The following is a 12,012-nucleotide window of genomic DNA, read 5'->3' as shown; positions in this document are numbered from 1 at the left end:
GATCCAGGTCCTCTGGTTGGTTTGGTACTTCTACACGGGCCTTGGCGTCCCGCAGGAGCTCGTTGCGCGTGTCCTGTCGATCGCGCTGATCCTGCAAATCCTGTTCATGTACCAGGCGGGCTATCTTTACAAATGGCTGCCGCCAATCGCCAATCAACTCATCGTCGCCGTATACACAGCCATTTGCCTTTACGCGTTCTGGCACTTCTGGTGGCAGTTCGAGGAAATCGTCATCTACCAGCAAGGCTCCTATACAAGGCAGGATTTCATCGTCGGCCTGCTCATGTTTCTCCTTGTGATGGAGCTGTCCCGGCTCGCCCATCCGGTCCTTTTCTGGACCAATATCGTCCTCGTCGTCTACACGCTCTACGGATATCTAAGCCCGCTCGACTTCTTCTGGCATCCCGGCACCACCTTCTATCGCGTGGTCACGTCGAGCACCGTCGAATTCTCGACCGGCATCTACGGGATTTACGGCCAGCTCGCCCTGACCCTGATCGCCGCCTTCCTGCTGCTCGCCGGCGTCGCCAGCGGCTTCGACGCGCAGCGCCATATGATCAACGTCGTGCGACTGATCGCCCGATCAAGACGGCTGATTCCGCAAACCGCGGTGGTGGGGTCGAGCGCGATCGGACTGATCAGTGGCAGCGGCTCGGCGAACGCCGCCGTGGTCGGCACCATCACCATTCCATTGATGGTTCGCAATGGTGTACCCCCAGCCTTCGCCGCTGCGGCCGAAACCGCGGCCTCGATGGGCGGGCTGATTGCCCCGCCGATGATGGGAGCCGCCGCCTTCCTGATGGCGGAATTCCTTGGCGTACCCTACTGGGACGTCGTCCTGCGCGGATTCGGCTTCGCTTTCATCTACTACATTTCGATCGCGGTTGCGGTCCATCTGCTGACCGTGCGCCTTTTGCCGAACGATCCCATCGAGAGACCGCAGGTGCCGCTCTACGACAAGGTCACCACCGGCATCTTTCTCTGCGCCGTACTCTATCTTGTTTATTTGCTGGGCTCGGCCGGAATGGGCGAACTGCGCGCGGCACTCTATTCTGCAACAGCCATGCTCGTCCTGCTGATCGCGGCCTTTCTCTATTTCAAATATGCACTGAAGGAGCCCACCCTCCGGGACGAGACCCTGCTTGGCAACGTCCGGCGCGGTATCGAAACGCATGCTGAAATGACGTCTTACCTGACTCTGCTGCTTGCGACGCTTGGCATCATGATCGGGCTGTTCACGGTGACCGGATTCATCAACCGGATGGGCGCGATGCTGCTCGATCTCGGCGCCTGGAACATCATCGCAATGGTGCTGATGGCGTGGGTGTTTGGCTGGTTCCTCGGCACCGGCCTGCCGCCGACCGCAACCTACATCATCGGCGCAGTTATCATTGTGCCGCCGATGCTGCAGCTCGGCATCAATCCGTGGGTTGCGCATTTCTTCGTATTCTTCTTGTCGGTCTGGGGCGAGCTGTCGCCGCCGACCTCGCTCACCGCCGCGGTTTCCGCACGAATTGCCAATGCGTCGTTCATGCGAACCATGTGGGAGGCACTCAAAATCTGTTTGCCCATCACGCTGATGACATTTGCGGTCTTCACCCGATCGGATATGGCCTTGCATCCCGGCTGGCGGCAGATCGCCGATGTCCTGCTGGTGACCGTGGGAACGTGCGGCGTCGCCTTTGCGCTGTACGGACGATGCCTCGAAAGCGCTTTCGGCGACGTGTTGCTGCGCATCCTGATGGCGGCGATCTCGTTCGTGGCCCTGTTCCACCCGAACGATACGCTGGCCATGATTGTCGCAATTGCGCTGCTGCCCATCCTCATCGCCGCCATCTGGCGGCATGGTGCCATCGCCCCGCCGAAGGCCTTCCCTGCCGACACCGGCACCGCCGGCAACAGCGACAAGAGCGTGTCCGAGCTTCTGACCGAAGCCAAACGCGAAGTTGGCTAATAGGGCCGGTTGCCGGCGATCTGCAACAGTTGGGGACGAACACTACGCAAGAGCACTTGATCACACCGGTTACCGCCGCCCCTACTCCCACTCAATCGTCCCGAGCGGCTTGCTCGTCACGTCGTACACCACGCGGTTGACGCACTTCACCTCGTTGATGATGCGCGTGGCGGTCTCGCCCAAAAACTTCATGTCGAACTGGTAGAAGTCCGCGGTCATGCCGTCGGTGGAGGTCACGGCGCGGAGGCCCACGACGTAGTCATACGTGCGGCCGTCGCCCATCACGCCGACGGTCTTCACCGGCAGCAGCACGGCGAGGGCCTGCCAGATTTCGTCGTAGAGGCCGTGCTTCCTGATCTGGTCGATATAGACGGCATCGGCCTTGCGCAGTGTCGAGCTTGTCCCTGGCGATTTCGCCGGGGCAGCGGATGGCGAGGCCTGGGCCGGGTCAGCGGTTTGCGAAGCCCGCCGCCCGTCGGTCAACTTGACTTTCGCATAGAAATAGATATACATTTCATACCATGTATATCTATGGAGAACCTGGGCATGCAAGTCGCAAAATGGGGGAATAGCCTCGCGGTTCGCCTTCCCGCCGTGGTGGTCGAAGCGCTCGGGCTCAAGGAAGGCGACGAAATCGAAATCCACGTCGCTGACGGGCGACAGTTCGGCGTGGCGCGCAAGCCCGGGCGCGACGAGCTGTTGAAGCGGCTGCGCGCATTCCGCGGCCGTCTCCCCGCCGATTTCAGGTTCGACAGAGACGAGGCGAATGCCCGTTAGTTTTTTCGATACCAACGTCCTCGTCTACCTCGCCTCCGGCGATGCCTCGAAGGCCAATCGTGCGGAAGCGATCGTCGCTGGCGGCGGCTCGATCAGCGTGCAAGTTCTGAACGAACTGGCCAACGTGGCACGCCGGAAAATGCAGATGTCCTGGGACGAGACCCATGCATTGCTGGGCACGTTGCGCGGCCTGTTGACGGTTCATCCCGTCACCGTCGAGACTCACGACGCCGGGCTCCGAATTGCCGAACGATACGGCCTTTCAATCTACGACTCGATGATTGCCGCCTCGGCACTTGACGCGGGTTGCGACACCCTTTGGTCGGAGGACATGCAGCATGGCATGAAGCTCGACGAGGGATTGCGGATATCCAATCCGTTTCGTGGCAAGTGACCGGCTGCGGCGGCCCTCGCCGGGGCGCTACGCGACGATCCATGTGACCGCTATCCCGCGCCGGCTTCGGTAAGTCCTCGCATCAGGTTCGGCGTCGACCAGGTCGCGACACCCGTTCCCGCAAAGTCGCGATCCGTCGTCCAGACGTCAGCCTCGACACTCCAGGCCAGCGCAAGCACAGGGGCGCCGCGGACTGAACCGTTACGGCTCGGCACCGCGTCGCGAAGGGCCTCTTCGCATCGGGCAAGGACAGGCTCCAGCGCGGCGACGGGAACGACCGTGAGCAACTCCGCCAGATCGTCGAGAACGTCGAGCAGCTCCGGGCGCTTCAATCCGAGCTCGATGCGCCGGCGAGCTTCCTGAACCGCACGATCCGTGGTGACCAGGATCGCGCTCTCGGCGGCTTTCAGGATCGCACCCGCATTTCGGCCTCGAACGGCTGCGACCAGAATGGCCGCGTCGATGACGATCGTCGTGGACGGACGTCTCACGCCTTCGACTTGCGGGTCAGGGCTTTTACGGCCGCGACCGACCAATCGACCGGATCGACATCGCCGAATGCGGCGAGCGCCGCATCGTCCGCGGCCGCGTCACGCCCCCTGGCCAGCGCTGCGGCCCGCTTCAACACGGCAGCAAGACGATCCGGATCGGCCGACTTCATGGGGATCAGCAGCCCGACCGTCCGCTCGCCCGATTTCACAGGCGTCGGCCCGGCAAGCGCCCCTATCGCCTCGCCGGAAATCTTCTGAAGATCGCGGATACTGATGTGGGTCATCGTGATTACATACGCCTATATGTAACCGATTGCAAGATCGCGGCGCTCCGGCCCGGTCCGCTGTGTGGGATTATGGGATTAAGTGCACTGTCACCCGTCAGCGCCACCAGCACGATCCGCCGTCGTTCGCTATCGCCGCATCACCGCACGATTCATCATCCGTCAATTGGAATGACGCTAAGCTGTGATCTGGTACAAATTGGAAAATTTCGCCATGGCATCTCTTCCAAAGTTTGTTGCAAGCCTGTCCGATATGAAGGAATGGCGTTCGCCGAAAGACGATGTCGACAAGCTGCGACGTTCCTTCATCCTGGCGGCCGGCGCGATGGCGGCTGGATTGTCCGATGCGGGCGCGGCCACGGCACAAGCGGCACGCAAACGCGACATCGGGACGTCAGGTATTGATCGCTCGTGCCGTGTGAGCAGCCAGCGACTGGATACGCTGGTAGCCAAGGCCTATCCCCTGTTTAACAAACCCGTCATCCTGCCGGCTTTCGATGCGAAAACAGATGGCGCGCGATTTGACGTCGATCTCCATCGTATCGTCACGCATACAGTCGTCCCCGAAACGGGCGAAAAGCTCAAGATCAGCGGTCTGTTGGCGCTGCCGGTCGGCATCAAAAGAGAATTGCCGCTGCTGTCCTGGCAGCACGGCACCATCCTGTCCTTCGATCAGGTGCCTTCGAACCTGACGCTTCTTGCGGACCCTGCGTACGAGTTGACGGATGCGGCGGACTCGCTGGAAACGCTCTTCAACGTTCAACGCTTTGCCGGCCAAGGTTATGCCGTCATCGCCGCCGACTACGTCGGCAAGGGGCCGTTCCGCGGCGACCGTGGAGAAGGCTATGCGGTCAAGGACGTGAGCGTACGAACCTGCGTCGATGTCCTTGCCGCTGGGCAGGCGGCCATGCGGTCACTGGGCCTCAGGCCGTCGAAGCTGTTCCTTCACGGTTGGTCGCAGGGTGCGCTCAATACGCAGTGGCTGCATCAGGCGCTGCGCGCGAAGTCCCGCCCACTGACGGGGACGGCGGTCGCCAGTCCGTTCAATGATTTGAATGAGGCATGGAGTTTCTGGGCTGGTGTCCGGACATTTACCCTGCCCACGGGCGTGACGTCCTATCCGGCGCGGCCGAACTGGATATCACTCTGCATGATCGTCGCGCTGGGAAGCTACGAACTACAATACGGCCTGAACGGCTTGATGAGGAGCGCCATCCGACCCGAATATCATGATTTCGCTCTGAAGTTCTGGAAGGACTACAAACTCGACTTCGATCAGAGCAAGCCGTTTCCGACCGGCACGGATCTGTTAATTCCCGGTTTTTTCGACAGCTTCACAGACGTTCGGAACAGTGCGTTTCTTCGGCACTTCGCCGCCAATCGCGCCTCCTATTGGAATTACGATTCCCCTATCCGCTTCCACTATGGCCTTGCCGACGAAGCGATCCATCCCGCTATGGTGTCCCGTGCGCTGTCGGCTGGCGGCAAGCTCGCCACTGGGGTTCCGGTCGCCGGCGGCAGTCATCGCGGCACATTCCTCGCCGGCCTCTACGGCGATGCATCAACGCTCGGCGGCTCCGAGAACGTCTTAAACTGGTTCCGCAGCATCCATTGAATTTCGACAATCTCAGGCGCCATATCTCTTGGTGTCTATCGAATACGGATTATTAATTCCGTCTCGCAATCCTGTCCGACACTATCCCAGTTCTTCCTAATTCTACGCCCCCTCACTCCCACTCAATCGTCCCCGGCGGCTTGCTCGTCACGTCGTACACCACGCGGTTCACGCCCTTCACCTCGTTGATGATGCGCGTCGCGGTCTCGCCCAGGAACTTCATGTCGAACTGGTAGAAGTCCGCGGTCATGCCGTCGGTGGAGGTGACGGCGCGGAGACCCACGACGTAGTCGTAGGTGCGGCCGTCGCCCATCACGCCGACCGTCTTCACCGGCAGCAGCACGGCGAAGGCCTGCCAGATCTCGTCGTAGAGGCCGTGCTTCCTGATCTGGTCGATGTAGACGGCGTCGGCCTTGCGCAGGATGTCGAGTTTTTCCCGCGTGATGTCGCCGGGGCAGCGGATGGCAAGGCCCGGGCCGGGAAACGGGTGGCGGCCGACGAAGATTTCGGGCAGGCCAAGCTCGCGGCCGAGCGCGCGCACCTCGTCCTTGAACAGCTCGCGCAAGGGCTCGACCAGCTTCATGTTCATGCGCTCGTTCAGGCCGCCGACATTGTGGTGCGACTTGAACGTCACCGAGGGCCCGCCGGTGAAGGAAACGCTCTCGAACACGTCGGGGTAGAGCGTGCCCTGCGCCAGAAACTCCGCGCCGCCGATTTTCTTCGCCTCCGCATCGAACACGTCGATGAAGAGGCGGCCGATGGTCTTGCGCTTCACTTCGGGGTCGGTGACGCCTTCGAGCTCGCCGAGGAACTGCTTCGAGGCATCGACGTGAACCAGCGGGATGTTGTAGTGGCCGCGGAAGAGTTCGACGACGGTCTTGGCTTCGTCGAGCCGGAGCAGGCCGTGGTCGACGAACACGCAGGTAAGCTGGTCGCCGATCGCCTCGTGGATCAGCACGGCCGCCACCGCCGAGTCGACGCCGCCGGAGAGCCCGCAGATCACCCTGCCCCTGCCGACCTGCTTCCGAATCTTCTCGATCGCCTCCTCGCGGAAGGCACGCATGGTCCAGTCGCCGTGAAGGCCTGCCACCTTGCGCACGAAGTTGCGCAGCAGCTTGGCGCCGTCGGGCGTGTGCACCACTTCGGGATGGAACATCAGCCCGTAATACTTCCGCTTCTCGTCCTGGATCACCGCGAACGGCGCATTCGGCGAGGTGCCGGCCACCACAAAACCCGGCGGCATTTTGGTGATGCGGTCGCCATGGCTCATCCACACCTGGTACTTGCCGCCCCTCTCCCAAGTGGCGTCGAACAGCTGGCTCGCGCCCTTCACCTCGACGTCGGCGCGGCCGAATTCTCTGTCATGGCCGCCCTCGACCTCGCCGCCGAGCTGGGCGGCCATGGTCATCTGGCCGTAGCAGATGCCGAGCACGGGAACTCCGGAATCGAAGATCGCCTGCGGTGCGCGCGGCGAGCCTGCTTCGTGCACGGATTCCGGGCCGCCGGAGAGGATCACCGCCTTCGGCTTCATCTCGTGGAAAGCGGCTTCCGCCTTCTGGAACGGCACGATCTCGGAATAGACGCCCTCCTCGCGCACCCGGCGCGCGATCAGCTGCGTCACCTGACTGCCGAAATCGACGATCAGAATCTTCTCATGCGCCGAGGCCACTGATGCCGTCGGCTGTTGGGCTTTCTGTGTTGCTGTCATGGCAAGCAGATACGCGACCCCGGCCCTGGTCGCAATAACGGCATCCGGGCAGCCCACATGCTTGTGCAGGCATGCAGGCAGTGCGGGCCAGACGTTCCGGTTCTCCAGATGGACATTCCATATAGGTCAGTAATACTGACCTATATAACAACGGGAGGAACCAATGGCCCTACCACACCACGACCCCGCCTACTGCGCCGCCCTCGGCCGGCAATGGATCGACGCCTGGAACTCGCACGACCTCGACCGCATCCTCGCGCTCTATGCCGACGAGGCCGAGATGACCTCGGACAGGATCCCCCTGCTCGGCCTCGATCCCACGGGCACCCTGCGCGGCAAGGACCGCTTGCGCACCTATTGGCGCAAGGGGCTGGATCTCCTGCCCAACCTGCACTTCAGGCTGATCGACGTCTATGTCAGCCCCGACAGCCTCGTCGTGCACTACGAGAACGAGCGCGGCGCCAGGATCTGCGAATACCTGCGGCTGAACGCCGACGGCAGGATCAGTCAGGGCTCGGCCAACCATCCGGTGCATTGAGCGCGAGTTCCGAACCGGCGCCGCATGTCAGTGCGGCTCCGGCCGGTACTTGCGCAGAAAGACCTTGGCGATCTCCATTGCCGCCATCAACGAGGCCGCTACCATCATTGCGATCACCCAGTCCTGCAGCGAAAGCGGAACGGTGTGAAATGCCGCCTGCAAGGATGGCACGTAAACGACCAGGATATGCGTACCGAGCGCGAAAGCTATCGAAAGCGGCAGCCACTTGTTCTCGAGTAAACCAATGAAGGCGCTTCGACGACGAGAGCGGCAATTATAGACGTCAAAGAGTTGGAACTGCATCAAGGTCGTGAAGGCGATGGTGCGGGCATGCGCCTCGTCAAACGCATTGGGGGCCGTTCCAGTTGCGAACGGTGAGAACAGGCCGCCTGGATAGTACGCATCCAGCAAGGCGACGGTGCCAACCATCATCACCAATCCAACGCAGACAAGGCGCACCCAATCCTCGTTGAGCAGAATGCCCGAGCCGTGCTTGCGCGGCGGCCGCATCATTGCATCACGATCCTTGGGGTCAACGCCGAGTGCAAGCGCGGGCGGCCCATCGGTGACCAGGTTGATCCAAAGCAGCTGTGCTGCCAGCAGCGGCAGAAAAAGCCCGGCGTCGAACGCGATCAGCCCCAGCGCGCCGGCAAACATCACACCGGCGAACATCGTCATGAGTTCTCCGGAGTTCGTGGAGAGTAGATACAGGAGGTACTTCTGGATATTGTCGTAGACGCCCCGACCTTCTTCGATCGCTCTTACGATGCTGGCGAAGTTGTCGTCGGTCAGCACCATGTCGGCGGCTTCCTTGGAAACGTCGGTACCGGTAATGCCCATGGCGATCCCGATGTTGGCTGTCTTCAGCGCAGGCGCATCGTTAATGCCGTCACCGGTCATGGCAACGATGTGTCCCTTGCGCTGCAATGACTGCACGATCCGCAGCTTGTGGTCGGGATCGACGCGGGCGAATACCCGCACGTTCTCAACGATTGCGTCCAGCTGCGTGTCGTCGAGAGTGCGCAGTTCGCTGCCCGTGACCACGCGGGCACCCGGCTCAAGGATGTTGAGCTCGGTGGCGATCGCCGCGGCGGTTGCGGGATGATCGCCGGTGATCATCACCGTTCGGATATGTGCTCGCCTGGCGACTTCAACGGCGTTCTTCACCTCTGCACGCGGCGGATCAATCATGCCGACCAGGCCGAGCAGCACCAGCTCCTCCTCCAAGGATTCCGGCAACTCGATGTCCATTGGGCTTTGCAGGTCGATGCCCAGATCGGAGGCCCTCAGGCTGCGAGTGGCAATGGCCAGCACGCGCAATGCCTGACTTGCCAGTGCTTCGTTTCGCTGCGCGATGCTGCTGCGTAGCGTCTCCGTCAGTTCGACTGGCTGGTTATCCTGAAGGACAAACCGGCATCTCGACAGAAGGACCTCCGGCGCCCCTTTTACCATGACATCGACGTGTCCGGACTTGTCCGGATCGGCATGCACCGTCGTGTGCCGTTTGCGTTCAGAGGTAAACGGGATTTCCGCAACGCGCGGACGTTTGGCCAGCGCCTGTTCGGTGATGCCGAATTTTCGAGCGGCGACGATTAGGGCGCCCTCGGTCGGGTCGCCTTGGACGCTCCAGCGGCCCTCGGCATTGCTGAGCGCGGCGTCGTTGACCAGGGCCGCCGCCGTCAAGGTCTTTTTCAGGCAACGATGAACGGGTGAGCCTTTGGCGAGGGGCTTGCCGTCGGAGGTAAACGCGCCTTCCGGAATATATCCGCTGCCGCCCACGTCGGTGATGGATGCGCCGCAATAGATGGCTCGAACCGTCATCTCGTTGCGCGTGAGCGTGCCAGTCTTGTCCGAGCAGATCACCGTGGCCGCGCCGAGCGTTTCGATGGCCGGCAGCTTTCGCACGATCGCATGCGCCGCCGCCATCCGCCGCACACCGAGGCTAAGGCCGATTGTAACGATCGCCGGAAGCGCTTCCGGAATGGCGGCGACAGCGAGAGCGACCGCGAACAGGAACATGCTCAGCACGATATTGAGCGTGAATACCTTGGCACTGAACAACCCGGCAGCAAACACGAGGGCGCAGATACCGAGCATGATGATCGTCAGCCGCTTGCCCGTGCGGTCGAGTTCCTGCTGTAGCGGCGTTGGATCCTTCTCGGCCGCCTCGAGCAGGCCGGCGATCTTGCCGACTTCGGTTTGCATAGCGGTGGCGACAATGACGGCGCGGCCGCGGCCGTAAGTTGCGACCGTTCCAGCGAACAACATGTTCAACCGATCGCCGAGGCCGATATCACCGCTGAGCGGGCGCGGGTCCTTTGCAACGGGCATGCTTTCACCGGTCAGCGGCGCCTCGTCCGTGTGGAGGTTGGCGTCCTCGATCAGCCGCGCGTCTGCCGGAATCTTGTCGCCCGCTTCGATGAGAACCACGTCGCCTGGCACGACCTCGCGCGCTGGAACGCGCCGCCGCTCACCGTCGCGCACCACGCTTGCTTCCGGCGCAGCTAGCGCCATCAGCGCTCGCACCGACTTCTCGGCGCGTGCCTCCTGGACGAAACCGAGGATGGCGTTCAGGATCACGATGATGCTGATGACGATCGCTTCGTAGGGAAGTGCAGTTTCTCGCGGATCCTGCAGCGCCCACTCGATCGTGGAGATGACGATGGCGACGAGCAGGATGATGACGAGCACATTCTCGAACTGCTCGAGGAGCCGCCGCCACCAGGGCGTCTCCTTTGCGCCCTTCAATTCGTTCGGTCCGTGTCGTTCGAGCCGCTGCTGCGCGTCTGCCTGCGTGAGCCCCCGCTGAGCATTCGACTTGAGTTCGCGAATGACTGCTTCTGCCCGCTGGTGATGCGGCTGTTGCGCAACGTTCAGGCTTGCTGCGATGATCGGCGGCTTTTCAATTACATTCATGACAGATCTCCCAGAACCAGTCGTTCGACGTGCGAAGAGGAGGGCAGATCTGCAGGGTGCGAGCGTGATGCCACGCCGGCACTCGGCCCGAAGGGATTTGCGCGGTTGCGGGTTTCCAAGGGCCACTCCTCATCCAGTCCGACATCGCAGCTTCATCAGCTGCCAGAGGGGCCCGGCCTGGTACGTTTTTCGAGTTGTGCGATTACCTTTCCAATTTCGGATTCATGCCGCCCTCGATCAGCCGCAGCATTTGCTCCGGCTCGATCGCCGCCGCCGCAAAGACGCCGATCAATGTCAGCGCGCCCACGACATCGGTGTAGGTGACGTTGAGAGGACTCATTTCCCTGCGAAGCCACGCGAGCGGCCCGAGTACGGCAGCAAGTACGAAGAAGGCCGTAGCCACGAGCGGCATGACCAGATCGGCCGGCAACGTGGCCTGGAAGATTCCCCAGGCCGCGAAACCCGCGACCACCGCGCCGGCAAAAACCGCCGTCGGCCCTCGAGGAACGCCGGCGTGACCCGAGCGCAAACCAAAGGGGGCCGATCCGTTGCCAATTCGCCGGGAGATCCTTCGAGCCATTGCCGAACCCGGAATTTATTTATCAATAGTGCATAGCCTGATAGTCTAGTATTTATGAAACACCAGTCAAGTCCGCGGCGGTGGAAGGAGGCGGGTGCCTGGCTCAGGCAGCTGAGACAAACGGCAGGTTTGACGCAACTCGAGCTCGCAGAGCTGCTCGGCATCAAGTATTACGCCTTCATTTCGCAAGTTGAGACCGGCTTCTGCCGGCTTCCGACCTCCAAGCTGGAGGCATGGGCTCACGCGCTTCAGGTTGATCCGTCGGCTTTCACGAAACGGCTGCTTTCCCTTTATGAACCGGAGTTGCACCGGCTTCTGTACATAGAATCCCAAGGCCGCGAGCCGTGGAAGAAGCGGGCGCGTTCGGCCGCGCGTTCCGCATCGTGACGCAGCGCAGCAGACGGGTTCCGGCAACGCCGGCGTCATGATCGCTCCCGGCGACGCCGCCCTCCCCGCCAACCAGGCCCGCGCCACTCCCTGCGACAAATCAATACGAAGGGCAAATCACCTTCGTTTTTCCGGAATTCTTTTGTCAAGCAAAAAACAGAAAAAAATTTCTCTTTACCTGAATTCTGATTTGCTGCATGACCTCGTCCAGCCCGCGCCACCGTGAGGGACGTTTCGCGATCGTCACGAAACGTGGTGCGGGTTGCGATGGGCCGCTTGCTGCGTCAGGTGACAGCATGATCCCGGAAAAGTGGGTGACCGGTTTTCCGATCAGGATCATGCTCAAATAAAGTCACCGGGCGAAACGC

General features: G+C 61.7%; 12 protein-coding genes and 1 pseudogene. 6 read left to right on the top strand and 7 right to left on the bottom strand.

Annotated features, from left to right (window positions below; all coding sequences use genetic code 11):
• Window positions 1-1,954: TRAP transporter permease (locus tag ACT4OC_RS25090; protein WP_444841737.1), on the top strand; the 1,954-nt coding region annotated here is incomplete at its 5' end.
• An 81-nt stretch (window positions 1,955-2,035) separates the two neighbouring features.
• Here ACT4OC_RS25090 and ACT4OC_RS25085 read toward each other — a convergent pair.
• Window positions 2,036-2,402: pseudogene (locus ACT4OC_RS25085) on the bottom strand (GMP synthase (glutamine-hydrolyzing)); the annotation flags it as partial.
• A gap of 98 nt (window positions 2,403-2,500) precedes the next feature.
• On the opposite strand from ACT4OC_RS25085, the gene ACT4OC_RS25080 reads away from it, so the two are divergent.
• Window positions 2,501-2,731: an AbrB/MazE/SpoVT family DNA-binding domain-containing protein gene (locus tag ACT4OC_RS25080; RefSeq protein WP_444841736.1), complete on the top strand. Its 231-nt coding sequence runs from the start codon at window positions 2,501-2,503 to the stop codon at window positions 2,729-2,731.
• Window positions 2,721-3,125, top strand: a complete 405-nt coding sequence (locus tag ACT4OC_RS25075; RefSeq protein WP_444841735.1) for a PIN domain-containing protein — start codon at window positions 2,721-2,723, stop codon at window positions 3,123-3,125. Before ACT4OC_RS25080 ends, ACT4OC_RS25075 begins: the two co-directional genes overlap by 11 nt.
• Before the next feature lie 50 nt (window positions 3,126-3,175).
• Here the strand turns inward: ACT4OC_RS25075 and ACT4OC_RS25070 are convergent, their stop codons facing one another.
• Both ACT4OC_RS25070 and ACT4OC_RS25065 read right to left on the bottom strand, forming a co-directional pair.
• Window positions 3,176-3,616: a PIN domain-containing protein gene (locus ACT4OC_RS25070; RefSeq protein ID WP_444841734.1), complete on the bottom strand. Its 441-nt coding sequence runs from the start codon at window positions 3,614-3,616 to the stop codon at window positions 3,176-3,178.
• A complete protein-coding gene (locus ACT4OC_RS25065; RefSeq protein ID WP_444841733.1) occupies window positions 3,613-3,900 on the bottom strand; it encodes a hypothetical protein in 288 nt (95 codons plus the stop codon). Before ACT4OC_RS25065 ends, ACT4OC_RS25070 begins: the two co-directional genes overlap by 4 nt.
• A 184-nt stretch (window positions 3,901-4,084) precedes the next feature.
• On the opposite strand from ACT4OC_RS25065, the gene ACT4OC_RS25060 reads away from it, so the two are divergent.
• On the top strand, window positions 4,085-5,515 hold the full coding sequence (locus ACT4OC_RS25060) for an alpha/beta hydrolase family protein (protein WP_444841732.1): 1,431 nt from the start codon (window positions 4,085-4,087) through the stop codon (window positions 5,513-5,515).
• A gap of 112 nt (window positions 5,516-5,627) precedes the next feature.
• Here ACT4OC_RS25060 and guaA read toward each other — a convergent pair whose 3' ends face one another.
• On the bottom strand, window positions 5,628-7,223 hold the full coding sequence (gene guaA / locus ACT4OC_RS25055) for a glutamine-hydrolyzing GMP synthase (protein WP_444841731.1): 1,596 nt from the start codon (window positions 7,221-7,223) through the stop codon (window positions 5,628-5,630).
• A gap of 163 nt (window positions 7,224-7,386) precedes the next feature.
• Between guaA and ACT4OC_RS25050 the strand changes: the two genes are divergently transcribed.
• Window positions 7,387-7,761 (top strand): nuclear transport factor 2 family protein, encoded by a 375-nt coding sequence (locus tag ACT4OC_RS25050; RefSeq protein WP_444841730.1) that lies wholly within the window; start codon window positions 7,387-7,389, stop codon window positions 7,759-7,761.
• 27 nt (window positions 7,762-7,788) lie between these two features.
• Here the strand turns inward: ACT4OC_RS25050 and ACT4OC_RS25045 are convergent, their stop codons facing one another.
• Together ACT4OC_RS25045 and ACT4OC_RS25040 are read right to left on the bottom strand one after the other, a co-directional pair.
• Entirely contained in the window at window positions 7,789-10,677 is a 2,889-nt protein-coding gene (locus ACT4OC_RS25045; RefSeq protein WP_444841729.1) for a cation-translocating P-type ATPase, read from the bottom strand.
• 202 nt (window positions 10,678-10,879) lie between these two features.
• Window positions 10,880-11,149: a hypothetical protein gene (locus ACT4OC_RS25040; RefSeq protein ID WP_444841728.1), complete on the bottom strand. Its 270-nt coding sequence runs from the start codon at window positions 11,147-11,149 to the stop codon at window positions 10,880-10,882.
• Window positions 11,150-11,311: 162 nt separating this feature from the next.
• Between ACT4OC_RS25040 and ACT4OC_RS25035 the strand changes: the two genes are divergently transcribed.
• Window positions 11,312-11,644, top strand: coding sequence for a helix-turn-helix domain-containing protein (locus tag ACT4OC_RS25035; protein ID WP_444841727.1), 333 nt, complete (start codon window positions 11,312-11,314; stop codon window positions 11,642-11,644).
• A 145-nt stretch (window positions 11,645-11,789) separates the two neighbouring features.
• Here ACT4OC_RS25035 and ACT4OC_RS25030 read toward each other — a convergent pair whose 3' ends face one another.
• Complete coding sequence (locus tag ACT4OC_RS25030; RefSeq protein ID WP_444841726.1) at window positions 11,790-11,990, bottom strand: hypothetical protein; 201 nt, start codon at window positions 11,988-11,990, stop codon at window positions 11,790-11,792.
• Between the last annotated feature and the right edge of the window lie 22 nt (window positions 11,991-12,012).

The sequence above is a fragment of the Bradyrhizobium sp. genome (genome assembly GCF_052389815.1).
Taxonomy (GTDB): Bacteria; Pseudomonadota; Alphaproteobacteria; order Rhizobiales; family Xanthobacteraceae; genus Bradyrhizobium.
The sequence above is the reverse complement of the archived record's forward strand: the minus strand, read 5'-3'. Positions and strand labels throughout refer to the sequence as shown.

What these genes read in the sequence shown, in the direction of transcription:
- ACT4OC_RS25080 (WP_444841736.1), top strand. Translation starts at nt 2,501, where the DNA reads ATGCAAGTCGCAAAATGGGGGAATAGCCTCGCGGTTCGCCTTCCCGCC.
- ACT4OC_RS25075 (WP_444841735.1), top strand. Translation starts at nt 2,721, where the DNA reads ATGCCCGTTAGTTTTTTCGATACCAACGTCCTCGTCTACCTCGCCTCC.
- ACT4OC_RS25065 (WP_444841733.1), bottom strand. Translation starts at nt 3,900, where the DNA reads ATGACCCACATCAGTATCCGCGATCTTCAGAAGATTTCCGGCGAGGCG.
- guaA (WP_444841731.1), bottom strand. Translation starts at nt 7,223, where the DNA reads ATGACAGCAACACAGAAAGCCCAACAGCCGACGGCATCAGTGGCCTCG.
- ACT4OC_RS25050 (WP_444841730.1), top strand. Translation starts at nt 7,387, where the DNA reads ATGGCCCTACCACACCACGACCCCGCCTACTGCGCCGCCCTCGGCCGG.
- ACT4OC_RS25045 (WP_444841729.1), bottom strand. Translation starts at nt 10,677, where the DNA reads ATGAATGTAATTGAAAAGCCGCCGATCATCGCAGCAAGCCTGAACGTT.
- ACT4OC_RS25035 (WP_444841727.1), top strand. Translation starts at nt 11,312, where the DNA reads ATGAAACACCAGTCAAGTCCGCGGCGGTGGAAGGAGGCGGGTGCCTGG.